This is a genomic window from Streptomyces endophytica (assembly GCF_026153355.1).
GTDB classification, from domain to species: Bacteria; Actinomycetota; Actinomycetes; order Streptomycetales; family Streptomycetaceae; genus Streptomyces; species Streptomyces endophytica.
Genome location: NZ_CP110636.1, coordinates 4,367,209 through 4,390,284 on the forward strand (window position 1 = coordinate 4,367,209; position 23,076 = coordinate 4,390,284).

At 74.3% G+C, this 23,076-nt stretch carries 17 protein-coding genes and 3 pseudogenes; 12 read left to right on the forward strand and 8 right to left on the reverse strand.

Annotated elements, in window-relative coordinates:
* Nucleotides 1–108: 108 nt before the first annotated feature.
* Nucleotides 109–3,653 (forward strand): annotated as a pseudogene (locus tag OJ254_RS19495) (DNA polymerase III subunit alpha).
* Nucleotides 3,650–4,756, forward strand: a complete 1,107-nt coding sequence (locus tag OJ254_RS19500; RefSeq protein WP_423835925.1) for a DNA polymerase Y family protein — start codon at nt 3,650–3,652, stop codon at nt 4,754–4,756. Before OJ254_RS19495 ends, OJ254_RS19500 begins: the two are co-directional and overlap by 4 nt.
* Before the next feature lie 35 nt (nt 4,757–4,791).
* On the opposite strand, the gene OJ254_RS19505 is transcribed toward OJ254_RS19500, so the two are convergent.
* Complete coding sequence (locus tag OJ254_RS19505; RefSeq protein WP_265365234.1) at nt 4,792–5,367, reverse strand: pyridoxamine 5'-phosphate oxidase family protein; 576 nt, start codon at nt 5,365–5,367, stop codon at nt 4,792–4,794.
* 427 nt (nt 5,368–5,794) lie between these two features.
* On the opposite strand from OJ254_RS19505, the gene OJ254_RS19510 reads away from it, so the two are divergent.
* Complete coding sequence (locus OJ254_RS19510) at nt 5,795–6,646, forward strand: esterase/lipase family protein (RefSeq protein ID WP_265363345.1); 852 nt, start codon at nt 5,795–5,797, stop codon at nt 6,644–6,646.
* 66 nt (nt 6,647–6,712) lie between these two features.
* On the opposite strand, the gene OJ254_RS19515 is transcribed toward OJ254_RS19510, so the two are convergent.
* Nucleotides 6,713–7,300: a TetR/AcrR family transcriptional regulator gene (locus OJ254_RS19515; RefSeq protein ID WP_265363346.1), complete on the reverse strand. Its 588-nt coding sequence runs from the start codon at nt 7,298–7,300 to the stop codon at nt 6,713–6,715.
* A 121-nt stretch (nt 7,301–7,421) separates the two neighbouring features.
* Between OJ254_RS19515 and OJ254_RS19520 the strand changes: the two genes are divergently transcribed.
* On the forward strand, nt 7,422–7,904 hold the full coding sequence (locus OJ254_RS19520) for an SRPBCC family protein (RefSeq protein WP_265363347.1): 483 nt from the start codon (nt 7,422–7,424) through the stop codon (nt 7,902–7,904).
* A gap of 6 nt (nt 7,905–7,910) precedes the next feature.
* Here OJ254_RS19520 and OJ254_RS19525 read toward each other — a convergent pair whose 3' ends face one another.
* Complete coding sequence (locus OJ254_RS19525) at nt 7,911–9,203, reverse strand: APC family permease (RefSeq protein WP_265363348.1); 1,293 nt, start codon at nt 9,201–9,203, stop codon at nt 7,911–7,913.
* Between the two features lie 80 nt (nt 9,204–9,283).
* Here OJ254_RS19525 and OJ254_RS19530 point away from each other — a divergent pair, with 80 nt between their 5' ends.
* Nucleotides 9,284–9,751 carry an Lrp/AsnC family transcriptional regulator gene (locus OJ254_RS19530; RefSeq protein ID WP_265363349.1) on the forward strand — a complete coding sequence of 156 codons (468 nt, stop codon included), beginning with the start codon at nt 9,284–9,286 and terminating at the stop codon, nt 9,749–9,751.
* Between the two features lie 98 nt (nt 9,752–9,849).
* Here the strand turns inward: OJ254_RS19530 and OJ254_RS19535 are convergent.
* Nucleotides 9,850–10,871 (reverse strand): annotated as a pseudogene (locus OJ254_RS19535) (lytic polysaccharide monooxygenase auxiliary activity family 9 protein).
* A gap of 334 nt (nt 10,872–11,205) precedes the next feature.
* Here OJ254_RS19535 and OJ254_RS19540 point away from each other — a divergent pair.
* Entirely contained in the window at nt 11,206–12,417 is a 1,212-nt protein-coding gene (locus OJ254_RS19540; RefSeq protein WP_265363350.1) for a methyltransferase domain-containing protein, read from the forward strand.
* Here OJ254_RS19540 and OJ254_RS19545 read toward each other — a convergent pair.
* On the reverse strand, nt 12,366–13,373 hold the full coding sequence (locus tag OJ254_RS19545) for a GNAT family N-acetyltransferase (protein ID WP_265363351.1): 1,008 nt from the start codon (nt 13,371–13,373) through the stop codon (nt 12,366–12,368). The genes OJ254_RS19540 and OJ254_RS19545 overlap by 52 nt on opposite strands.
* Nucleotides 13,374–13,620: 247 nt before the next feature.
* On the opposite strand from OJ254_RS19545, the gene asnB reads away from it, so the two are divergent.
* The 5 genes and pseudogenes from asnB to OJ254_RS19570 all read left to right on the forward strand — a co-directional run.
* A complete protein-coding gene (gene asnB / locus OJ254_RS19550; RefSeq protein WP_265363352.1) occupies nt 13,621–15,471 on the forward strand; it encodes an asparagine synthase (glutamine-hydrolyzing) in 1,851 nt (616 codons plus the stop codon).
* A 129-nt stretch (nt 15,472–15,600) separates the two neighbouring features.
* Nucleotides 15,601–15,990, forward strand: coding sequence for a GntR family transcriptional regulator (locus OJ254_RS19555; RefSeq protein WP_265363353.1), 390 nt, complete (start codon nt 15,601–15,603; stop codon nt 15,988–15,990).
* Between the two features lie 80 nt (nt 15,991–16,070).
* Nucleotides 16,071–16,847: a dimethylargininase gene (gene ddaH, locus OJ254_RS19560; protein ID WP_265363354.1), complete on the forward strand. Its 777-nt coding sequence runs from the start codon at nt 16,071–16,073 to the stop codon at nt 16,845–16,847.
* A 92-nt stretch (nt 16,848–16,939) separates the two neighbouring features.
* Nucleotides 16,940–17,905 (forward strand): pirin family protein, encoded by a 966-nt coding sequence (locus OJ254_RS19565; RefSeq protein WP_265363355.1) that lies wholly within the window; start codon nt 16,940–16,942, stop codon nt 17,903–17,905.
* Nucleotides 17,906–18,118: 213 nt separating this feature from the next.
* Nucleotides 18,119–18,661 (forward strand): annotated as a pseudogene (locus OJ254_RS19570) (GIDE domain-containing protein); the annotation flags it as partial.
* A 216-nt stretch (nt 18,662–18,877) separates the two neighbouring features.
* On the opposite strand, the gene OJ254_RS19575 reads toward OJ254_RS19570, so the two are convergent.
* From OJ254_RS19575 to OJ254_RS19585, 3 genes are all read right to left on the reverse strand, one after another.
* Nucleotides 18,878–19,747: a helix-turn-helix domain-containing protein gene (locus OJ254_RS19575; RefSeq protein WP_265363356.1), complete on the reverse strand. Its 870-nt coding sequence runs from the start codon at nt 19,745–19,747 to the stop codon at nt 18,878–18,880.
* 154 nt (nt 19,748–19,901) lie between these two features.
* Complete coding sequence (locus OJ254_RS19580; protein ID WP_265363357.1) at nt 19,902–20,960, reverse strand: phage baseplate protein; 1,059 nt, start codon at nt 20,958–20,960, stop codon at nt 19,902–19,904.
* A gap of 140 nt (nt 20,961–21,100) precedes the next feature.
* Nucleotides 21,101–21,502 carry an SH3 domain-containing protein gene (locus OJ254_RS19585; protein WP_265363358.1) on the reverse strand — a complete coding sequence of 134 codons (402 nt, stop codon included), beginning with the start codon at nt 21,500–21,502 and terminating at the stop codon, nt 21,101–21,103.
* Nucleotides 21,503–21,732: 230 nt separating this feature from the next.
* Here OJ254_RS19585 and OJ254_RS19590 point away from each other — a divergent pair, with 230 nt between their 5' ends.
* On the forward strand, nt 21,733–23,064 hold the full coding sequence (locus OJ254_RS19590) for a glycoside hydrolase family protein (RefSeq protein ID WP_265363359.1): 1,332 nt from the start codon (nt 21,733–21,735) through the stop codon (nt 23,062–23,064).
* Nucleotides 23,065–23,076: the final 12 nt, after the last annotated feature.

The following is a 23,076-nucleotide window of genomic DNA, read 5'->3' on the forward strand; positions in this document are numbered from 1 at the left end:
GGTGCCCCGGCGTGTTGTTCGTACGAATGTTCGACGGGCGGGTTATGGTGGAGGTGAGGAACGAGGGACACAAGGTCAGCCGGGGGCGGTGAGGTGCAGGAGGTGCGGATGCCCGGGTTCACGCATCTGCACACCGCTTCGGGGTTCTCCCTGCGCTACGGCGCCTCCCACCCGGAGCGGCTGGCCGAGCGCGCCGCCGAACGCGGGATGGACGCCCTCGCCCTGACCGACCGGGACGGCCTCTCCGGGGCCGTACGGTTCGCCCGGGCCGCCGCGGAGGCCGGCGTCCGCCCGCTCTTCGGCGCGGAACTGGCCGTCGCGGAGCACACCCCGGAGCCCTCGGCGACCACCCGCCGGCGCACCCCGGTGCGCGGCGGCGCCTTCATCGACGAGTCCGCCGCCCGCGCCGTCTTCCTGGCCCGCGACGGAGCGGCCGGCTGGGCCGCCCTGTGCCGGCTGGTCTCGGCCGCCCACGCGGGCGGCGGCGACCGGCCCGTCCTCTCCTGGGGCGACCTGGAATCCGCCGCGGACGGACTCACCGTGCTGCTCGGCCCGGACTCCGACATCGGCCGGGCGCTGGCCGCCGGCCGCCCGGACCGCGCCGCCCGGCTCGCCGCCCCCTGGCGCGAGCGGTACGGCGAGGCGCTGCGGCTGGAGGTCGTCGACCACGGCCGGCCCGGCAGCGGCCCCGGCTCCACCCGGCTGGCCGCCCGCACCCTCGGCTTCGCCGTCGACCAGGGCATCCGCGCCGTCCTGACCAACGCGGTCCGCTACGCCGACCCCGGCCAGGGCCCGGTCGCCGACGTCCTGGACTCCGCCCGCCGCCTGGTGCCGGTGGACCCGCACCGCCCCGAGTCCTGGGACGGCGGCGAGCGCTGGCTCAAGGACGCCGCCGCGATGGCCCGCACCGCCGAGCGGACCGCTGAGGCGGCCGGCTTCCGGCGCGGTCTGGCCCACCAACTGCTCGCCATGACCGAGCGGACCGCGGGGGAGTGCCTCGTCGACCCCCAGGACGACATCGGGCTCGGCCGGATCCACTTCCCCGAACCCCGGCTGGTCGGCGCGGAACGCCGCACCGCCGCCCGGGTGCTGCGCTCCCGCTGCGCCGCCGGCATGGTCCTGCGCGGCCACGACCGCGACCGGGTGCGCTGGGCCCGGCTGGACGACGAGCTGCGCACGATCGAACGGCTCGGCTACCCCTCGTACTTCCTGACCGTCGCCCAGGTCGTCGACGACATCCGGCAGCGCGGCATCCGCGTCGCGGCCCGCGGATCCGGCGCCGGGTCCCTGGTCAACCACCTCCTCGGCATCGCGCACGCCGACCCGGTCGAGCACGGGCTGCTGATGGAGCGCTTCCTGTCCGAGCGGCGGGCCGCGCTGCCGGACATCGACATCGACGTGGAGTCCGCCCGCCGGCTGGAGGTCTACCGCGCGATCTTCGACCGCTTCGGCGCCGAGCGGGTCGCCACGGTCTCCATGCCCGAGACCTACCGCGTCCGGCATGCCGTACGGGACGTGGGCGCCGCGCTGGGCATGGACCCGGCGCGGGTCGACCGGCTCGCCAAGGCGTTCCCGCACATCCGCGCCCGCGACGCCCGGGCCGCACTGACCGAGCTGCCGGAGCTGCGCGGGGTCCGGGAGGCCGGCGGCGAACGGCTGTGGGAACTGGTCGAGGCGCTGGACGCACTGCCCCGCGGCATCGCCATGCACCCGTGCGGGGTGCTGCTCTCCGACGCCACGCTGCTGGACCGCACGCCCGTCGTGCCGACCAGCGGCGAGGGTTTCGCGATGTCCCAGTTCGACAAGGACGACGTGGAGGAGATGGGGCTGCTCAAACTCGACGTGCTGGGCGTCCGCATGCAGTCCGCGATGGCGCACGCGGTCGCCGAGATCGGCCGGGCCACCGGCCGCCGGCTCGACCTCGACGACCCCGCACAGGTGCCGCCCGGCGACCCGGCGACCTACGACCTGATCCGCTCGACCGAGACGCTCGGCTGCTTCCAGATCGAGTCGCCGGGCCAGCGCGACCTGATCGGCCGGCTGCAGCCCGACACCTTCCACGACCTGGTCGTCGACATCTCGCTGTTCCGCCCGGGCCCGGTCGCCGCCGACATGGTCCGGCCCTTCATCGACGCCCGGCACGGCCGCAAACCCGTCCGCTATCCGCACCCGGACCTGACCGAGCCGCTGCGCGAGACCTACGGCGTGGTGGTCTTCCACGAGCAGGTCATCGAGGTGCTGCGGATCATGACCGGCTGCGCCCGGGACGAGGCGGACGAGATGCGGCGCGCCCTGTCCGAGCCGGAGCTGCAGGGCCGGGTGCGCGCCTGGTTCGCCCAGCGCGCCGAACGGCGCGGCTACGCACCCGAGGTGATCGCCCGGACCTGGGAGATCGTCGAGGCCTTCGGCTCGTACGGCTTCTGCAAGGCGCACGCGGTGGCCTTCGCGGTGCCCACCTACCAGTCCGCCTGGCTCAAGGCGCACCACCCCGCGGCCTTCTACGCCGGGCTGCTCACCCACGAGCCGGGGATGTACCCCAAGCGGCTGCTGCTCGCGGACGCCCGGCGGCGCGGGGTGCCGGTGCTGCCGCTGGACGTGAACCGCTCGGCGGTCACCCACCGGATCGAACTGGTGTCCGGTCGGGAGGGTTCCGCGGACGCCTGGGGACTGCGGCTCGCGCTCGGTGACGTCCACGGCATGAGCGAGGCCGAGGCGCGGCGGATCGCGGACGGGCAGCCCTACCACTCCCTCCAGGACCTGTGGCAGCGCGCCCGGCCGTCCCGTCCGGTCGCCGAACGCCTCGCCCGGGTGGGCGCGTTGGACGCCTTCGGCGCGAACCGCCGGGACCTGCTGCTGTACGTCTCCGAGCTGCACCACCACGGACGGCAGGCCACCGGCGGCCAGCTGTCGCTGCACACGGACCTGGAGGAGCGGCGGGCCGACCCCGTCGAGCCCGCGGGACTGCCCGACCTCAGCGACGTCGAACGGCTCAGCGCCGAGCTGGGCGTGCTCGGCATGGACGCCTCCCGCCATCTGATGGCCGACCACCGGGAGTTCCTGACCGAACTGGGTGCGCTGCCGGCCCGGCTGCTGCGCAACGCCAGGCACGGCGAGACGGTGCTGGTCGCCGGGGCCAAGGCGGCCACCCAGACCCCGCCGATCCGCTCCGGCCGCCGGGTCATCTTCACCACGCTCGACGACAGCACCGGTCTGGTCGACTGCGCCTTCTTCGACGACAGTCACGAGGCCTGTGCCCACACGGTCTTCCACTCCTGGCTGCTGCTGGTCCGCGGCACGGTCCAGCGGCGCGGCCCGCGCAGCCTCAGTGTGGTCGGCAGCGCCGCCTGGAACCTCGCCGAACTGGCCGAACTCCGCCGCGAGGGCGGCCTGGAGGCGGTCGCCGCCCGGCTCGCCGCGGAGCCGGACCGGCCCACGGCCGGACCGGACGCGGCGGCCGGCGCGGGCCCCGGCGAAGAGCCCGGAGAGAGCCCCGCCGAGGGGCGGAGCCCGAACCGGCCGGTGCCGGACCGGGCCGCACCATCCGGATGGAGACCGGCTACGAGATGCACCCGTGGGCCGACCTCCAGCCCCCGGGCGACCGCGCCGCCACCGGGCGGAAGTTGTGGCACGCGAGTCCCGGGAGCGCGGGATGACCTTCGGCAGCAGCACCACGCCGCCGCGGCCGCCGGGCGCCACGCGGCCGCCCGGCATGCTCCACGTCCGCTTCCGCAACGCCCACGACACCCCCGTGAGCGCCGGGCAGTTCGAGCAACTCCTCGGCCTGCTCGCGCAGTTCACGCCGATGGTCGAGGCGCTGCCGCCGGACGCCGCGCTGGCGGACGTCCGCGGTGCGCTGCGCTACTTCGACCGCGACGCGGCGGGCATCGCCGAACTGGTCCGGCTGCGCGCGCTGGCCTGGCACGGCGTGCGGTGCACGATCGGGATCGGCGCCAACCCGCTGCTCGCCCGGATGGCGGCGCAGGCCGCGGCGCCCGGCGAGATCCGGACCGTCCCCGACCGGGCCGAGGCCGTCACCGCCTTCCTCGACCGCCGGCCCGCCTCCGCGCTGCACGGCGTCGGCCCGGCGACCGCCCGCGCGCTCTCCGCGTACGGACTCGACAGCGTCGGCCGGATCGCCGCCGCACCGCCCGGGACCCTGCAGCGGATCCTCGGTGCCCGGACCGGCCGGCTCGTCCACGAACGGGCCCGCGGTATCGATCCCACGCCGGTGGTGCCCAATGCCGCCGCCCGCTCGATGGGCGCCGAACACCGCTTCCAGCACGACGAGTTGGACCCGGACCGGCGCCGCCGGGCGCTGCTCTCGCTCGCCGACGACCTGGGCGCCCGGCTGCGCACGACCGGGCAGGTGGCCCGCGCGCTCACCCTCACCGTCCGCTACGCCGACCGCTCCACGACGACCCGCACCCGCCGGCTCGCCGAACCGACCGCACACGGCCCCGCGCTGACCGAGGCGGCCTACGCGCTGCACGCCGCGCTCGGACTGCAGCGGGCCCGGGTGCGGTCCGTGGCGCTGCGGGCCGAGGACCTGTGCCGCGCCGAACTCGCCGCGCGGCAGCTGAGCTTCGACCCGTCCGACGACAAGGCCCACCGCATCGAGGCGGCCGCCGACCGGGCCCGGGCCCGCTTCGGCGCCGGCGCCGTACGCCCCGCGGCGACCCTCGGCGGAGCCGCCCGCCGCACACCCCCGCCCCGGCACGGCACCAAGCCCCCCGGCCCGGGCGCCGGCCGGCACTGAGCCGCACGGGCCCGGGACGGTCCGAAGGGCCCGTCCTAGCCGTAGAGCCGCTCGGCGTACCGCGGGCCGTAGTGCTCCTCCAGCTCCGCCAGCGTCTTGTCCTGGGCCTCGACGCCCCTGACGATCCGCGCCCGCGAGGGCACCGCATCCGGCTCCCAGGTCTCCGGCCGCCACAACTCCGAGCGCAGGAACGCCTTGGAGCAGTGGTAGAAGACCTCCTCGACCTCCACCAGCAGCGCCAGCCGCGGGCGGTTGCCCTTGACGAGGAGCCGGTCGAAGAACGGTGCATCCCGCAGCAGCCGGGCGCGGCCGTTGATCCGCAGGGTGTCGCCGCGCCCCGGAAGGACGTAGTTCAGCCCGACGTGCGGATTGGCGAGGACGTTCACGAAGCCGTCCATGCGCTTGTTGCCGGGGCGGTCGGGGATGACGAGGGTGGTGTCGTCCAGGACGAGGGTGAAACCCGCCGGGTCGCCCTTGGGCGAGACGTCGCACCGGCCCTCGGCGTCCGAGGTGGCTATCACGCAGAACGGTGAGCGGGCCAGCCACTGGCGGTCGAGGTCGTGCAGCCGGTGGCGGGTCTTGTTGGCGGCATGGGAATTCGGGTGGCCCATCAGCTCCCGCAGCTCCGCCTCCGACGAGATCTCCGCGATGCCCGCGAGGTCCGCCGTTCCCGGGTGGCCCGCCGCCCCCGCGCCGTCCGCCGTCGTCTCCATGGGTGTCTCCCCTCCGTCACCTGCCTGGTCAACGCGGTATCGACGGTACGCGACGGGTCCGACAACCGGCCCGGACCGGGCGCATGAGTGAGGTATCCGACACGGCGGGCGAGGCAGCACGGAACGGGAGGTTCGACCCCCGTGCGTCTCGTGAGGGTTGTGTGCGTTTTCCTTCACCGTCACACGACTGGTCCTTCTTGCTTACCCGGCCGTAACTTACTTGCCAGTCAACTGCGTTGGCCCTTGCGATCCGGATCGCAGGTGAACGGCTCACCGAGCACCTCGGAGTCCCTCACCCCCTCACACCCCCCGCAAGGAGCCTCGTATGAAGCTGCGCTGGTCCCGAACGCTCACCCTGCTGCCCGCCCTCGCCCTCGCCCTTGGTTTCGCCTCCGCTCCCGCTTCCGCCGACGCCCCCACCGTCCGCAGCGGCTGGAACGACTTCTCGTGCAAGCCCTCCGCCGCCCACCCCCGGCCGGTGGTCCTGGTGCACGGCACGCTCGGCAACTCCGTGGACAACTGGCTCGGTCTCGCGCCCTACTTGGTGGCCCGCGGTTACTGCGTCTTCTCCCTGGACTACGGCCAACTCCCCGGCGTACCGCTCTTCCACGGCCTGGGTCCGGTCGACGCCTCCGCCGGGCAGCTCGCCACCTATGTGGACCGGGTGCTCGCCGCCACCGGGACGGACAAGGTGGACCTCGTCGGCCACTCGCAGGGCGGCATGATGGCGCGGGTCTACCTGAAGTTCCACGGTGGCGCCGGCAAGGTGAACACGCTGGTCGGGCTGGCCCCCGACAACCACGGCACCGATCTCGACGGCCTGACCCGCCTGCTGGCCCACTTCCCCGGTGCCAAGCAGTACCTGAGCAAGCTGACCCCGGGGCTGACCGACCAGATCGTCGGCTCGGACGTGCTCAACCGCCTCAACGCGGGCGGCGACACCGTTCCCGGGGTGCACTACACCGTGATCGCCACCAAGTACGACGAGGTTGTCACGCCCTACCGGAGCGGCTACCTGGACGGGCCCGACGTGCACAACGTCCTGCTCCAGGACCTGTGCGCGGTCGACCTCTCCGAGCACGTCGCCATCGGGATCGCCGACCCGGTGGCCTTCCACGAGACGGCCAACGCCCTCGACCCGGCCCACGCCACCCCGACCACCTGCCTCAACGGCTGACGACGGCCGGCCCGGCCCCCGCTCCCGCGCGGGGGCCGGGCCGTACGCATTCCCCGGGGCGCGGTCTCAGTCCGCGGTCAGCAGGGCGTCGGTGCACTGCTCGGCCAGCTCCTCGGCATGCGCGGGCAGCGGCTCCCCGCCGCGCAGATGGCGGCGCACCAGGGACAGCGGCAGGTCGACGACGGCGAGCGACACCCGCTCCAGGCCCAGCTCGCCGTGCAGCCCCAGCGCGCCCGCGAGCGCCGCCACCGCCGCCCGGACCCGCATGTTCCCCTCGTCCGCGCGGCGCAGCTGCTCCTCCGGCCAGTCGTCCCGGCCGAACTCGTGCGCCCCGTAGAGGAGCAGCGCGGCCTCCTGGGGGTGCGTACGGCTCCACGCGACCACGTGCCGGGAGGCCGCCCGGCCCCCGGCGCGCGGCCCGTCCCCCGAGCGCAGGGCCGCGAAATAGCCCTCCTGGAAGCCCTCGACGGTACGCAGCCACACCTCGGCGAGGAGTGCCGGGCGGCCGGCGAAACGGTGGTACAGCGAGCCGCTGGGGGCGCCGACGGCCTGGGCGACCGCGGACATCGTGACGCCCGAGGGGCCGTGCTCGGCGGCCAGCCGGACGGCGGCGTCGAGGAGCTGCGAAATCTCGAAACGGGGTGGCCTGGCCATGTTCTAGAGGGTACTCTCCATAACAATTGGAGGCATCCCTCCAAAACCTGTTCACCCTGCGCTGCGCCCACGTCGCCCCGTGGGCCGGCGTCCGCCCCACGCCTCACGGAAAGGCCGTCCGATGGGTGTCTACAACGTGCACGAGCGGGTGCTGCCCGTCCCCGACGCCGAGGCCGGCCTGCTGATCGACGGCCTCTCCGGCACCGGCGACCGGCTCTGGCCGGGCCGCGACTGGGCCCCGATGGTGCTCGACGGCCCGCTCGCGGCGGGCGCCGCCGGCGGCCACGGCCCGGTCCGGTACACCGTCGCCGCCTACGTCCCGGGCCGCTGGGTCCGCTTCGCCTTCACCGGTCCGCGGGGCTTCGACGGTTTCCACGAGTACACCGTCCACCCGCTCGGACCCGACCGCACCCTGCTGCGCCACACCCTCGCCATGCGCGCCCGCGGCCCGGCCCGGCTCAGCTGGCCGCTGGCCTTCCGCCGGCTCCACGACGCGGCCCTGGAGGACAGCCTGGACCGCGCCGAACGCGCCTGTACCGGCCGCGTCGCCCGGCCCGCCCGCTGGAGCCGCTCCGTCCGCCTGCTGCGCCGCCTCGTCCGCTGAGCGGCCTCACCGCCCGCGGACCCGCGCCCGGCGCAGCGTCAGGAAGCCGAGCGCCGCACCGGCGAGGACCACCGGGATCACCAGCAGCCGGCCGGAGAAGACGAGGACCGCGGCCGTCAGCACGGCGCTCGCGCCCACGCCGCACCACAGGGGAGTGCGACGCGGCAGCAGCACCAGTGCGGCGGCCAGGCCGGCGAGGGTCACCGCCGCCAGGCAGGTGGCGGTGGCCCGCATCAGCACGTCCAGATCGGCGTTCCCGGCGCCGGCCGGCACACCGAGGCCGACGGCCGCCGCCCCCAGTACCGCCAGCGAACGCCGCGGCACCTGCCCCGGCGCGCCCCCCTTGGCCAGCCAGCGCGGCGCCGCCCCGTCCCGGCCGAGCGCGGCCCCGAGCCGGGAGGCCCCGGCCAGATACGAGTTGACCGCCCCGAAGGTCAGGAAGACCGCCGCCGCGGCGGCCACCGGACGGGCCGCGGAGCCCACACTGCGGGCCAGCAGCTCGGTCAGCGGGGTGTCGGTCCGGGCCGCGTCCGGCCCCAGCGCCCCGATCGTGGTCACCGCGAGCCCCAGATACAGCACCGTGATCACGGCCAGCGTCCGGCGCGTCACCCGCGGCAGATCCCGTACCGGATCGGCGAACTCGCCCGCCAGATGGCTGGCGGCCTCCCACCCGGCGAACGCGAAGAACAGCACCGAGGCCGCGGACCCGACGGACGTCCAGCCTCCCGGCAGGAACGGGGTGAAATTCCCGGCCGACACCTCAGGGGCGGCCGCCACCACGGCGCACAACAGCACCGCCGCCAGCAGACCGCCGAGCAGCAGCTGCACCCGGCCCGACATCCGCAGCCCCACCGCGTTGGAGGCCAGCGAACCGGCCAGCACCACCCCGGCGACGCCGGCCGCACCCGCCTCGCCCCAACCCACCGCGCCGGCCACGTACTTCCCGCCGATCCACGCCGCCGCGACCACGCCGATCGGCACCGCCCCGTAGAACCACCAGCCCACCACGGCCGCGGCCCGCGGACCGAACGCCCGGTGGACGTACGTCGCGACACCCCCGCCGTCCGGGAACCGCGCGCCGAGCGCCGCGAACGACGCGGCCACCGGTACGCACAGGGCCAGCAGCACCACCCAGGCCAGGAGCGAGGCCGGGCCGGCCGCCGCGGCGGCCAGCGACGGCAGGGTCAGCACGCCGGGGCCGAGCACCGCACCGGCGCACAACGCGGTACCGCCGCCGACGCCGAGCCGCCGAACATCCGAGCGTATCGAAGCAGGAAGAGAAGTCTGTTGTGCGGTCACAGTCGCCGAAGGTAATCGTCCACGTGATCAAGAAGGGCTCACACCGAACGAAATTCGGCGGCTGCGCCACCATGGTCCTCATGGACGACATTGATTCGGCGATTGTCCGCGAACTGCAGCGCGATGCACGGCAGACCAACCGCGAACTGGCCCGCAGGCTCAACATCGCGCCCTCCACCTGTCTGGAGCGGGTCCGTGCCCTGCGTGCCCGAGGTGTGATCACCGGCTACCGCGCCACCGTGGACCTGCGCACCCTCAACCGCCCCGTACAGGCGCTCTTGGCCATCCGCATCCGCCCGTTGGGCCGCGAGGTCATCGAGCGCTTCAAGAAGTTCCTGACCTCGCTGCCCGAGGTGCTCAGCGTCTACGTCGTCGCGGGCGGCGACGACTTCCTCGTCCACGTCGCCGTCCCGGACGTCGACCGGCTGCACGCACTCCTGATGGACCAGGTCTTCAAACGCCGCGAAGTGGTGGACTGCCGCAGCTCGTTCATCTACCAGCACGTCGCCAGCGACGTCATCGAACCGCTGCCCCCGAACGGCGCGTAGTGCGGGGCACCGCCCACACAGCACACCGCCGCCCCCACACGCGGAGGGGGCGGCGGCACTCCCGGCGTCAGCCGGGCCTGTGGGGGGCTTGTGGGGGCTCAGCCGTGGTGGCGGGCGGCCTTGCGACGGCTGGTGGCGAACAGCACCCCGGCACCGGTGGCCAGCACGGCCGCACCACCGATGGCCAGCGGGGCGGTGGAGGAGTCACCACCGGTCTCGGCCAACTGCTGCCCGTTGACCGGCTTGGCGTCCCCGTTCGTCCGCGCGGCGTTGCCGTCGCTCTTCGGGGCGGCCGCACCATGGCCGGAGGCCGTCGCACCGGCCCCGTCCGCCTGGTCCGACATCGTCATCGCGTCGTTGCCGTCACCGTGCCGGCCGTGGGCGCTCATGTCCATCGAGGACTTGTCCGCGCCCGCCGCGAGCTGGCCGTCGGTCGGCGCGGAGGCGGCCGGCGCGGGCGCCGTGGCGGTCCGGGTACCGCCGCTGCCCTTTCCGAACACCACGTCCGAGCAGGTGTAGAACGCCTCGGGGCTGTCCGAACGCTGCCAGATGCTGTAGATCAGGTGCCGCCCGGACCGCTGCGGGACGGTGCCGTCGAAGACGTACTCACCGTTCGTCAGCCTCGGGTCGGTGACCTTCGCGAACGGCTTCGACTCCAGGTCCGACCACTTCAGCGGCTTGCTCGGGTCGTAGCCCGGCTTGGTGAGGTAGAGCTCGAAGGAACCCTTGTGCGGAGCGGTGGCCTTGTAGCGGAAGGTGTGCTTGCCGGCCTGCATCTTCGACGCGGGCCAGTCGGCGCGCGGCAGGTCGAGGCCCTTGAACTCGGCATTGCCGGCGCTGCACAGCTTGCCGTTCGGGATCTTCTCCTTGGACCGGCCGCCGGCGTTGCCGTCCCGCACCCCGTTCCAGTCGTAGAACGCCTGCGCCCCGCCGGCCTGCACGGCCGCCTTGCACGCCGCGGACTTGGGCTCTCCGGCCCCTCCGCGTAACAGGCCATCACCCGGCTGACCGGGTCCGACATCGAGCCGTGCGCGGCAGCCGGAGTCGCGGCGAGCACGGTGAGCGCCAGCGGGGCGATACCGGCCAGTGCGATCCCGGTGGCCTTGCGACGAGCGGTCATGGTGGGGGTCTCCTTCATCAGGTGCGTCGAGCAGTGGGGGGCAACAGCGGGGGAAAGCAGCTGTCGCAGGAGGCAGCCGAGGGTGGGGGGTCGGACGCAGACACCGGCGCCGCCCCCCGGTGACCGGCGCCGGCGGCCCGCAATGCCGCCTTGCGAGAAGCACGCTAGCCCCGCTGAACAGCCAATTCGCCCCCGGAAGCCGGTTGGTGAGGATCTTTATGGCGCACTTAAGGGACCGCTAAGCGGGGCCACAGGCAGGCCGGGAGGAAACGGGCGTGGCGGGCCGGGGCGGTCGTCCCGGGCCGTTGTCAGTGGTCGATGGCAGCATCGGGGCATGAGCACGCAGACGCCCGCCGACCCGTCCCCGCAGCCCCGCGACCTGACCCCCGACGATCCCGGCCGTCCCGCCGGGCCGGGACCGGCCGGGCAGGGACCGGCCGGCCTTCCGGTGGCCGACGCGGCCTACTGGGAGGCCGCCGCCGAGACCTTTGACGACGAGCCGGACCATGGGCTGCGCGACCCGGCCGTGCGCGCGGCCTGGGCCGCCCGGTTGCGGACGTGGCTGCCGGCCGGGCCCGCCGAGGTGCTCGATCTGGGCTGCGGCACGGGGAGTCTGGCCCTGCTCGCCGCGGAGCAGGGGCACCGCGTCCTGGGCGTCGACCGGTCCCCGCGCATGATCGAGCGGGCCCGCGCCAAGCTCGCCGGGCGGGACGCCGCCTTCCTGGTCGGTGACGCCGCCGAACCACCCGTGGGGGAGCGGCGGTTCGACGTCGTGCTGGTGCGCCATCTGCTGTGGGCGCTGCCCGATCCGGCGGCCGCGCTGCGCCGGTGGGCAGGTCTGCTGGTGCCCGGCGGGCGGCTGGTCCTGGTGGAGGGCCGCTGGGGCGAAGCGGACCCGATCGGCATCCCGGCCGACGAACTGACCCGCCTCGTCGGCCCGTTGGCGGAGCGCACGGCCGTGCAGGACCTCACGCGCGAGGCGGTGCTGTGGGGCAAGGAGGTCCGTGACGAGCGGTATGTCCTGCTCGCCGACCTGCCGCGCCGGCACACCGAAGTCGTCGACGTCCATCTGGTGGTGCGGCGCGGTGCCGAGGTGCTGCTGGCCCGGCGGGCCGGGACCGGCTATGCGGACGGCCTCCTCAACTGCCCCTCGGGCCATGCCGAGGACGGTGAGGACGTCCGCGAGGCGGTGGTCCGGGAGGCCGCGGAGGAGCTCGGGCTGCGGCTGGCGCCCGAGGACGTCCGGGCCGCCCTGGTCATGCAGCACCGCGCACCGCCCCCGGCCCGGCCCCGGATCGGCTGGTTCTTCGAGGTGGCGTACGGCACCGGCGGCGAGCCGTGGAACCGCGAGCCGGACAAGTGCGCCGGCCTGGCGTGGCACCGCCTGGACGCCCTGCCGGACGACATGGTCGCCTACTGCCGGGCCGGTCTGGAGGGCCTGCGCGCCGGCCACCGCTTCCTGCTCCACTGGCACCGGCCCGGCGACCCGATCGCCTACGACCCCGCGTCGCCGGGCCGCGCGGTGCCCCTGGACGCCTCGCCATGAGCCGCCCGGCCCTCCGTGCCGCCGCGCCGCCCGGGTCCCAGCTCCCCGGCGTAGGTCCACTCCCTGGTGAACGACCGGTAGCCCAGGGCCCGGTTGATCGCGAGCATCGGGGCGTTGGAGGAGTCGTTGCCGGTGAGGGCCACCCGGCAGCCGGCCTCCCGGGCGCGGTGCAGGGACGCGGTCTTGGCCAGCCGTGCCAGGCCCCGGCCGCGGTGGGCGCGGAGGCTGCCGGTCATCGCCGAGCCGTAGCGGCCCAGGCCGTCCGTCGCGGCCAGGCTGAGGGCGGCGATCCCGCCGTCGACGGTCACCACCGAGGTGAGGTCCGGATCGATGAGGGGGTGTTCCCAGGTGTGCCGCAGCCAGTCGTCGTAGCCCATCGTGTCCGTCCGGACGTCACCGGGCTCGTCCGCGCTGACCTCGGCGTACGCCGCGAAGAGCGGACGCGGATCGGCCTCCCACTCCGTGCCGGAGTGCAGCCGGACGCCGGGCGGCAGTGCGGCGGGCAGCGGCGGCAGGTCTGCCGTCGGGAGGTCCAGCCGGAGGAAGTCGGCCGCGCGGGTGCGCCGGTAGCCGTGGCGTTCGGCGAAGGCCACCGCACCGGGTTCGTCGACCGCCCAGGCGAGGAGACGGGTGGCGCCGGCCGCGGCGAGGTGGTTCTCGGCCGAGGTCAGCAGGGCGTGGCCGACGCCCCGGCCCCGGTGGTCCGGATGGACGTGCGGGGTGGCCGTGGCCTGCCCCGGCCGGCTGCTCTCGTGCAGCAGCTGCGCTCGGACCGAGCCGACGACCCCGCCGTCCCGTTCGGCGACGAACAGCCGCAGGCACTGTGCCGCCGCGGCGGCGGAGACCTCCCAGGCGACGCTCTGCGGGGTGGCGAGGAGATGGGGCAGGGCCAGCCGCCGCAGATCGGCGACGGCCTTGGCGTCGGCGGGGCGGAAATCGCGCACGGTAACGGTCATGACGGCGCACGGTACGCGCCGTCACGGTGCCGTGCCGCTCCTTTTTCGGTGGTCGCTGGCCGCTCCCCGCCGACGCAGGCGGCCGCTCACCCGGACCGTCACGTTCCGCACGGCAGCACGCCGTTGGCTCATTCCGGACGGCCCGCCGACGGGTTCAGTGGTCGATACATCTATCCGGGCGTACGGTCATCGTGTCGGCCGCCGCCGGGATGCGGCGCCCGGCCGCCCACGAAGGAGGAGCCGCCTCATGTGCGGAATCACCGGATGGATCGCCTACGACAACGACCTCACCACCCAGCGCCCCACCATCGAAGCGATGACGCGGACCATGGCCTGCCGCGGCCCGGACGCCGCCGGCGTCTGGCTCGGCAGCCACGCCGCCCTGGGCCACCGCCGGCTCGCCGTCATCGACATCGACGGCGGCAAGCAGCCCATGCCCGTCGACCATGACGGCCGCACCGTGCTCGTCACGACGTACAGCGGCGAGGTCTACAACTACCGCGAGCTGCGCGCCGAACTGGAGCGGTCGGGTCACACCTTCCGCACCAGCAGCGACACCGAAGTGGTGCTGCACGCCTACCTCGAATGGGGCGAGGCGTTCGCCGACCGTCTCAACGGCATGTACGCCTTCGCGCTCTGGGACCCCCGCACCGAGGAACTCCTCCTGGTCCGCGACCGGATGGGCATCAAACCGCTCTACTACCACCCCACCCCCGACGGCGTGCTGTTCGGCTCCGAGCCCAAGGCGATCCTGGCGCACCCCGACGTCCACCCCACCGTCGACGCCGAGGGCCTCGCCGAGCTGATCACCTTCACCAAGACCCCCGGCCACGCCGTCTACCAGGGCATGCACGAGGTCCGCCCCGGCCACCTCGTCCGGGCCCGCCGGAGCGGCCTGACCGTCCGCCGCTACTGGGCCCTCGAAGCCCGCGAGCACACCGACGACCGGGCCACCACCGTCGCGCACATCCGTGCACTGCTCGACGACATCGTCGCCCGCCAGCTGATCGCCGACGTGCCGCTGTGCACCCTGCTCTCCGGCGGACTGGACTCCTCCGCCATCACCGCGCTCGCCGCCAAGGCGCTGGCCGAGGCCGGCCGCGGCCCGGTGCGCTCGTTCGCCGTCGACTTCACCGGCTACACCGAGAACTTCCGCCCCGACGACCTGCGCGGCACCCCGGACGGGCCGTACGCCCACGCCCTCGCCGCACACGTCCGGTCCGACCACCGCGACATCGTCCTGGACACCGCCGCCCTGATGGACCCCGGCCACCGCGCCGCGGTGCTCGCCGCGCGCGACCTGCCGAACGGCTTCGGCGACGGCGACACCTCGCTCTACCTGCTGTTCAAGGCCGTCCGCGAACAGTCCACCGTCGCCCTGTCCGGCGAGTCCGCTGACGAGGTCTTCGGCGGCTACCGCTGGTTCCACGACCCCGAGGCCGTGCACGCCGACACCTTCCCCTGGATCGCCGCCGGCCTCTCCGGCCGCTTCGCCGGCGGCAAGGCGGTCCGTGAGGCGCTGCTCGACACCGGCCTGCTCGCCAAGCTCGACCTGCCCGGCTACGAGGCCCGCCGCTACCGCGAGGCGCTCGCCGAAGTGCCGTACCTCGACGGCGACACCGGCCACCAGCGGAGGATGCGCGAGATCAGCTACCTCCACCTCACCCGCTTCGTGCAGATCCTGCTCGACCGCAAGGACCGCGCCAGTATGGCCGTCGGCCTGGAGGTCCGGGTTCCGTTCTGCGACCACCGCCTCGTCGACTACGTCTTCAACACCCCCTGGTCGCTGAAGACCTTCGACGGCCGGGAGAAGTCGCTGCTGCGCGCCGCCACCCGCGACGTCCTGCCCGACGTGGTCGCCGACCGTGTCAAGAGCCCCTACCCCAGCACCCAGGACCCCCGCTACGGCGAGGCACTGCGCGCCGAACTGAGGGAACTGGCCGCCGACCGGAACGCCCCCGTCCGGCCGCTGCTGGACCCCGGCAGGCTCGCCGAGGTCACCGCCGACGGCGCGACCCAGGACATCCGCCCCGGCGCCGAACTGGCCCTCGGCATGAACGCCTGGCTGCGGACCACGGGCACGACACTGGACGTGTAACCAGCCCTGCCGGCCCGCCTCCCACGGGCTCCCGCCGCGCGCGCCTCCTCCCCTGCTTCCCGGCAGGCCGGGCGCTCCTGGCGCACAATGGGTGCCACAAACACATCACGGCACCACCAGGAGCGCCCCGTGTCCCCCCAGACCGTGAGCATCACCATCGACCAGGCCTCGGCCGTCGCGCCCTTCGAGCAGGTACGCACCCAGATCGCGGACCAGGCCCGGGACGGCGCCCTGCCGGTCGGCTACAAGCTCCCCACCGTCCGCGGCCTCGCCGACGACCTCGGCCTGGCCGCCAACACCGTCGCCAAGGCGTACCGCGCCCTGGAGACCGACGGCGTCATCGAGACCCGCGGCCGCAACGGCAGCTTCATCGCGGCGGCCGGCGACGCCGCGGACAAGGAGGCCGCCGCGGCCGCCGAGAGCTACGCCCGGCGCGTCCAACGCCTCGGCCTGGACCGGCGCGCCGCCCGCACCGCCGTCGAGAACGCCCTGCGCGCCACGTATGGAGCCGAGGACTGACGGGCACGACCACGGGGGCCCGGAACGCCCGGCCCCTACGGCAATCCGCACCCCGCCTCCCGAAAGGACCGCCCACCCCCATGCCCAGCAAACAGGCCCTCGTCCGCCGCCCCGGCCCGCGCCTCGCCGAGGGCCTGGTCACCCATATCGCCCGGCGCCCGGTCGACCCCGGGCTCGCCCTGCGCCAATGGGAGGGCTACGTCCAGGCACTGCGGGACCACGGCTGGCGGACCACCGAGGTGGCACCCGCCGACGACTGCCCCGACGCGGTGTTCGTCGAGGACACCATGGTGATGTTCCGCAACGTCGCACTGCTCGCCCGCCCCGGTGCCGACCCCCGCAGGCCCGAGATACCGGCAGCCCGGGAGGCCGTCGAGGCGCTCGGCTGCTCCGTCAACGCGATCCGGTCGCCCGGCACCCTGGACGGCGGCGACGTCCTGAAGATCGGCGACACCGTCTACGTGGGCCGCGGCGGCCGCACCAACGCCGAGGGGGTGCGCCAACTCCGCGCCGCCTTCGAGCCGTTGGGCGCCCGCGTGATCGCCGTACCGGTCAGCCGGGTGCTGCACCTCAAGTCCGCGGTGACCGCGCTCCCCGACGGCACCGTCATCGGCCACCCGCCGCTGGTCGACGACCCGGCCGCCTTCCCGCGCTTCCTGCCGGTCCCCGAGGAGGCCGGCGCGCACGTCGTCCACCTGGGTGGCGACGCCCTCCTGATGTCCGCCGGCGCCCCCGGGTCCGCCGCCCTCTTCACCGACCTCGGCTACCGGCCCGTCCCCGTGGACATCTCCGAGTTCGAAAAGCTGGAGGGCTGCGTCACCTGCCTCTCGGTACGGCTGCGCGGACTCTACGACTGAGCCGTGCGGTGCGCCGGGCGGGTCCCCGGCGCCGCACCCGGGCCCCTCGCGCCTGCCGCCGTCCGCCCCCGCACCCGGCCTATCGTGACGCCATGAGCAACCTCGATACCAGACCCGCGCCGAGTCTGTGCGGGGGCACCGGCCGCACCGGCCCGGTCCGCGACCTCCAGCCCGGCAAGCAGGTGCCGCTCGGTGAGAGCACCGTGGTCCGCCGGCTGCTGCCCAACCTCGGCCGGCGGATGGTCGGCGCCTGGTGCTTCGTCGACCACTACGGACCCGACGACATCGTCGACCAGCCCGGCATGCAGGTGCCGCCGCACCCGCACATGGGCCTGCAGACCGTCAGCTGGCTGCACGCGGGCGAGGTGCTGCACCGCGACAGCCTGGGCAGCCTGCAGACCGTCCGCCCGCGCGAACTCGGCCTGATGACGTCCGGAGGGGCCATCGCCCACTCCGAGGAATCCCCGAGCGGTCACGGCCCGTTGCTGCACGGCGCCCAGCTGTGGGTCGCCCTCCCCGCCGAACACCGCCACACCGCGGCGCACTTCGAGCACCACGCCGACCTGCCGCGGGTCACCGGCGGCAACGGCGGCCTCACCGCCACGGTCATCCTCGGCGCACTGGACGGCGCGGTGTCCCCGGGCACCACCTACTCGCCCCTCGTCGGCGCCGACCTCGCCCTCACCGCCACCACGGACACCCGCCTCCCCCTCGACCCCGACTTCGAGTACGCCGCCCTGACCATCTCCGGCGAAACCGAGGTCGACGGCGTCCGCCTGGCCCCCGGCGCCCTGCTCTACCTCGGCTGCGGCCGCACCGACCTCCCGCTCCGCGCCCACTCCGACAGCAGCCTGATGCTGCTGGGCGGCGTGCCGTTCGAGGAGCAGATCGTGATGTGGTGGAACTTCGTCGGCCGCACCCACGACGAGATCGCCGAGGCCCGCTCCGACTGGATGGACACCACCCGCTTCGGCACCGTCCACGGCTACGCCGGCCCCCGCCTCCCGGCCCCCGACCTCCCCCCGGTGGTGCTGAAGCCACGGGGACGGGAGCGCTGACCGGACGCACGACCGGTCCGCCCGGAGGCGAGCCCCCTACGCCGCCGCTGCCGACCGCTTGCCCCGCCCCAGGACGCCCCGGATAGGGTCGCGCGGTCGGAAGGGGGGCGGGCGAAGCGAGGGTTCGGTGTGATCTGGATAGGTTTGGGCGGGCTGGTCGTCGCGGTGGTCTGCGCGTATGTGGTGCGGGTGTCGCATGCGCGGGCGCGGGCCATGGAGAGCACCGAGACCCTGCCGGTGGCGGATCTGCGGGCGTTGCACGAGGCGGCGGCGGAGGCCGCCGGGGCCGGGCACTTCCGGTACCGCTGCGAGGTCGTGGGACAGGCCCGCCCCCACAAGGACGGGGTGCTGCGCTCCGAGCTGGAGGGCGTGGACTGCGTGTGGCACAAGCACAAGATCACGCGCAAGTACGAGGAGGTCTACCGCGACGGCAGCGGCAACCGGAGACGCCGGACGTGCACCGACGTGCTGTCCGAACACTCCAGCTCCACCGCGTTCTTCGTGGAGGACGCGACCGGACGGATGGTGGTCCGTCCCGGGGACGCCGAGGTCGTCGGGGCGGAGAAGGTCCTCGACCGGTTCGATCCGCATGCCCAGGGAGGCGGGAGGCGCCTGCAGATCGGGCCGCTGAGCCTCGATCTCGGGGGCGGCGACGGGACGATCGGGTACCGGCGCGAGGAGTGGGTCGTCCGCTCCGGCAGCCGGTTCTACGTGCACGGTGAGGCCGCCGACGGGGACGGCCGGCTGGCGGTCGGTGCGCCGGCCGAGGGCGGGGTCTTCGTCATGTCGGTGAAGTCCGAGGAGGAACTGCTCCGCGGCGAGAACAACAAGGTGTGGATCTTCGGGCTGGGGCGGGGATCACCGCCGTCGCGGGGATCGTGTTCCTGGTGCTGGGGATCATCGGCTGAGCGCCCGCCCCCACCTCGGTGCCGGGGGCGGTGGGTTGAGCGCCCGTCCCCGCTCGGGGCGGCCTCAGCGGGCCGCGTGGAGCAGGAAGGTGGGGTCCGGGAGGTCGTGGTCGGGGTCGGGGCGGGCCGGGGTCCTGAGTTCGAGCGCGCCGGTGCAGGCGACCCGGTCGGCCACCCGGGCGCAGGCCACCGCGCTGTGCAGGTCCTCCGTGGCCAGCATCGGGCTGACGGCACGTCCCGTGCGGCCGCCCGGGTGCGAGGTGAGCCGGGCGTCCCGGCCGACCCAGATCGACACCTTCTGTGCGCCGCCGGAACGCGGCTGCACCTCCGACCAGACCGTGCCGCAGGCCGGGCTGAACAGCAGCCGCACGGTGTAGGTGTCGTCCGTGATCGTGCTCTCCGCCCGGGCGTCGCGGTGGCAGCCGAACCGTCTCGGGAAGCGGCCCTGGCACCGGTGGCCGTGGCAGGTGTCGGGCGCCGTCCACTCGGCCCGTACCGCGTGCGCCGGGATGCTCGCGATCGAGGCCGCCGCCCCCATGGTGGCCACCACGGCCGTCAGGGCGATGAGTGCGGCGGCGCCGCGGAGTTTCCGCCGGGCGGGGCCGGTCGGCGGCGCCGGCTGCCCGCTCTCCGTCGCGGCCGGTGGGTTCCCGGCGGGCGCCGGTGCCGTGCGGGCCCGGTGCGCCGCGTCGTACAGCCCGAGCAGCCGGAGCTGGTCCGCCCCGGCCACCCGGCCCAGCGCCTCGACCGCGGCGCGCGGCGGCAGCTTCTCGCCGTTGAGGTAGCGGTGCCAGGCGGACTTGCTGTACGGCGTCTTCCGGGCCAGTCCGTCCAGGCTCAGCCCGGTCCGCTCCTTGAGTACGCGCAGCTCCTGGGCCAGGAGCCGCCCGGCCGGATCGAGTGTGTCGGGCAGCGGCCGCCAGCGGGACACCATGTGCGCCTCCCTTACCGCCCTGCCTGTGTTGCGGCAGTGGTTCCCCCGCAGAGGCCCCAACCGGTTGCCCGGGGCGTCTGATTCCTCCTGGATGGCGGAATGTGTACCCATGACCAGGGGTTGATGACACACCGTGCGGAAAGGGAGTGAAAGGTCAGTTGAGCGCTTTTTCGTACAGGCGGAAGGTGCGGGCGCCCGCCGGGCCCTCGGTGAAGCCCAGACACAGCCGCGGCGGACCGCCGTCGCCGCCCCGCCACACGGCCAGCCCCTCCGGCTCGCGCGGGGACAACTCCGGCGCCGTCCGGTCGATCTGCTGCCACACCGCCCGGCCGGTGCGCAGATCGATGCGGTAGAGGCGGGCGTTGCCGCCCGAGGACGGCGGATTGCCCGCGCCGTACGCACTGCCGAGCAGCTGGTACGCGGAGGTGCCGTACAGGGCCATGCCCTGGAAGGGCAGACCCAGGTGGGCCCCGGGCTGGGCGAAGGTGATCAGCGGCCGGAACACCCCGGCCCGGAACCGGTCGAGATCGTGCAGCGCGAAGTGCGGTACTCCCCTCCTCTTGTACCGCAGCAGCAGGCGCCGGTACACCGGGTCGACGGCGGGGGAGTTGCTGGTGGAGCCGGTCAGCGGCCGGTAGGTCCGCGGGCCGTAAGCGGCCCGTGACAGCACCCGGCCGTCCGCGAACCCGAAACGGCACAGCCCGCGCCCGTACCCGGACGCCGGGTTGGCGTCCCACTCGGTCCACAGCCTGACGCCGTCCCAGGACTCCTCCAGGCCGATCGAACCGCCGTGCCCGAACCCCTTCAGATACATGTGCCCGGCCGGCGACCCGTCCAGCGCCAGCCGGTTCAGGCACAGATCGCCCCGCCGGACCCGCATCGCGTGCGAAACGGCCGCGCCCTCGCCCGGCAGCCGGACGCCGCCCGCCACCACCTGCAGCGCATAGACGTGCCCCCGGCGCTCGTCGAAGACGAACGACTGCAGCACGGTGGTGTGCCGCAGCCGCCCGGCGAGGAACTGCCGCCCGGCCGCGGCCAGTGCGGGCAGCGCCCGGTCCGGCGGCGCCACCGCCCGCCCCTGCGCGGTGCGCGGGGGACCGGCCGCCGCGCGGGCCCGCTGCCCCGGGACGACCGCGCCCGCGACCGCGGCACCGCCGAGCCACCCGAGAACCGCCCGGCGTCCCGGCCCCGCCGCGGAGAAGTCCGTGCTCATCAAGCCTCCAGGCAATCGGTCCGGCCGCTCGCCCGCCCACCGTCGTGGACCGGCGGGCGGCCGGAGGTCATCCGGACGCCGCTAGCCGCGCGGCGCCCGTCGTGGCGGTATCAGCGCCACGGACGTCGGCACCACGGGGTTCAGCACCACGGAACGGTGCGGAACGCATGGATGTAATGGGCGGAGACATAGCCCGGCCGGTGCGCGAGCCGGTACCAGTACGGGTTGCCGTGGACGCGGCTGCCGGTCGTCGTGCACCGCAGCCCGTGCACGCTCCCCGAACGCAGCTGGTCGATCACCCGGTACGTGACGCCCGGCCCCGAGCGGACGTTCAGCGGCACCCCGGGCGGCGTCACCACCTCCCCGCGCGCGTCCCCGTCATGACGGCCCGCCACCACCGGCACACCCCTGCCGTGGTGGACCGCGTGCGCATGCCGCCCGGAATGGCGGTACGGGCCGGAGTCGGCCACCGCCACCGCGGGGACCATCGCGAGAGCGGCCACCAGGGCGACCACACCGCTGCGGAACTGGCGTCGGTTCATCGGAACCTCCTCGAACGACTGGCAGCGGCACCGGAACGTGCCCTGCGTCGCTCAGCGTTTCCGGCCGGTCACCCGTCGATGCCGTCCCAGCCGTCCCAGGGAGGAAGTGGAACCCCGGCGCGGCCCGGGAAGCCGCCGCCCGTTGCCCGGAAACGGCATGTACTGGGCAGTTGGTTCGTTAATCTGCCCGTGTGCTACGTCGTGGTGGGGAACGTCAGGGTACGGCCTGGATGATCGTGGCCGGGGCGGTGGTGCTGGGCGTGGGGCTGCTGTTCGTCCTGTGGAGCGCTCCGGGAGGCGGGCAGCGGGACGCCAAGGGGCCGGCGCGGGAACGGGCGGCCGGGCCGGCGGTCGGGTGGGGGTTCACGCACACCCAGTTCAGTGCGGACCGGGGCGCGGACGCGGCGGTGGAACGGGCGGCCCGTGTGCTCGCCGGCCAGCCGATGGCGCAGAACCAGCACCTCATGGGCTGGGGCGCGGGGAATCCGGAACCGAGCCCCGGGCGGTACGACTTCGACGATCTGGACCGGCGGATGGCGCTGATCCGGCGCACCGGCGGCACGCCCGTACTGACGCTGTGCTGTGCGCCGGACTGGATGAAGGGCGGGACGCCCGGCCGGACGGACTGGAGCCGGCTGGAGAAGGCCCCGGAACCGGACCACTACCCGGACTTCGCGGCGCTCGCCGGAAAGGTCGCCCGGCGCTACCCGGAGATCCGGCACTTCGTCGTCTGGAACGAATTCAAGGGGTTCTTCGACGACGGCAAGGGCCGGTGGGACGCCGAGGACTACACCCGGCTGTACAACCTCGTGTACCAGGAACTGAAGAAGGTCAACCCGCACAACCAGGTGGGCGGCCCCTACCTGGTGATGGACAGCTATGTGCCGGGCGACGACCGGTATCCGTCGGCGCTCAAGGGGACATGGGGACATGTCGACCAGCGGACACTGGACGCGTTCGCCTACTGGAACCGGCACAAGGCCGGGGCGGATTTCCTGGTCGTCGACGGGTCGAGCTACAGCAAGGACGACCGCTACGCCCCCGGCGTCTTCACCGCCGCCCGGAAGTTCGCCGAGGTGGGGCAGTGGCTGCGGAGGACGAGCGGACTGCCGCTGTGGTGGGCGGAGTGGTACGTCGAAGTCGCGGACGAGCAGGGCGGCCGGCGCGGCTGGAGCGAGCGCGAGCGGGTCGCCGCCCAGGCCACCGCGCTGATCGAGATGGCGGAGGGCGGGGCGTCCGGCGGCTTCTACTGGAATCCGGAGAGGGACGGGAAGGGGCAGGGCGGCAAGGCCTGCCCGGGGTGCCTGTGGAGCAGTACCGAATCCGCGGACGGCGGGCGGGAATTGCCCATGTGGACCCTGCTGGCGCGGTTCTCCCGGGCCTTTCCGCCGGACGCGCATCCGCGGGAAATGGCCACCGGCAGCAACCACGTCCTGGGGCTGAGCGACGGGCGGACGGCGCTGCTGGTGAACACCGCGGACCGGCCGGGGGCGGTGCGGGTGGGCGGAAAGGAGCGCGTGGTGGACGGCTACGGGGTGGTGTGGGTTTCCCTCGCGGAGTGAGTGCCGGCTACG